The organism is Kitasatospora sp. NPDC053057, assembly GCF_044546945.1.
Taxonomy (GTDB): domain Bacteria; phylum Actinomycetota; class Actinomycetes; order Streptomycetales; family Streptomycetaceae; genus Kitasatospora.
This window is the reverse complement of the sequence record NZ_JBITZP010000051.1, coordinates 25,607-26,195: the sequence shown is the minus strand read 5'-3', so window position 1 is coordinate 26,195 and position 589 is coordinate 25,607. Positions and strand designations below refer to the sequence as shown.

At 76.7% G+C, this 589-nt stretch carries 1 pseudogene; it reads left to right on the top strand.

The features are described 5' to 3' along the window. A pseudogene (locus tag ACIG5E_RS34340) lies at positions 1 to 589 on the top strand (hypothetical protein); the annotation flags it as partial.

Sequence of the window (589 nt, the reverse complement as noted above, 5' to 3'; positions counted from 1 at the left end):
GGCATTGTCGCCGAGGCCACGGCCGAGCTGGAGGTGGTCCGCGGCCAGCTCGCCGAGGCCCAGCGGCAGAACACCGAGCAGGCCGAGCGGACCGCCGCCGCCGAGCAGACCGCGGAGGGCATTGCCGCCGAGCTCGCCGAATACCGCCGGCAGGCGGAGGCGACGCAGGCGGAGGCGAACGGCGGCAGGGCCGTGGCGCTGCAGCTCGCCGAGCAGGCCCAGCAGACGGCCGCCGGCATTGTCGCCGAGGCCACGGCCGAGCTGGAGGTGGTCCGCGGCCAGCTCGCCGAGGCCCAGCGGCAGAACACCGAGCAGGCCGAGCGGACCGCCATCGCCGAGCAGACCGCGGAGGGCATTGCCGCCGAGCTCACAGCCGAGCTGGAGGTGGTCCGCGGCCAGCTCGCCGAGGCCCAGCGGCAGAACACCGAGCAGGCCGAGCGGACCGCCGCCGCTGCCGCCGAGTTCGCCGAATACCGCCGGCAGGCGGAGGCGGCGCAGGCGGAGGCAAACGGCGGCAGGGCCGTGGCGCTGCAGCTCGCCGAGCAGGCCCAGCAGACGGCCGCCGGCATTGTCGCCGAGGCCACGGCCG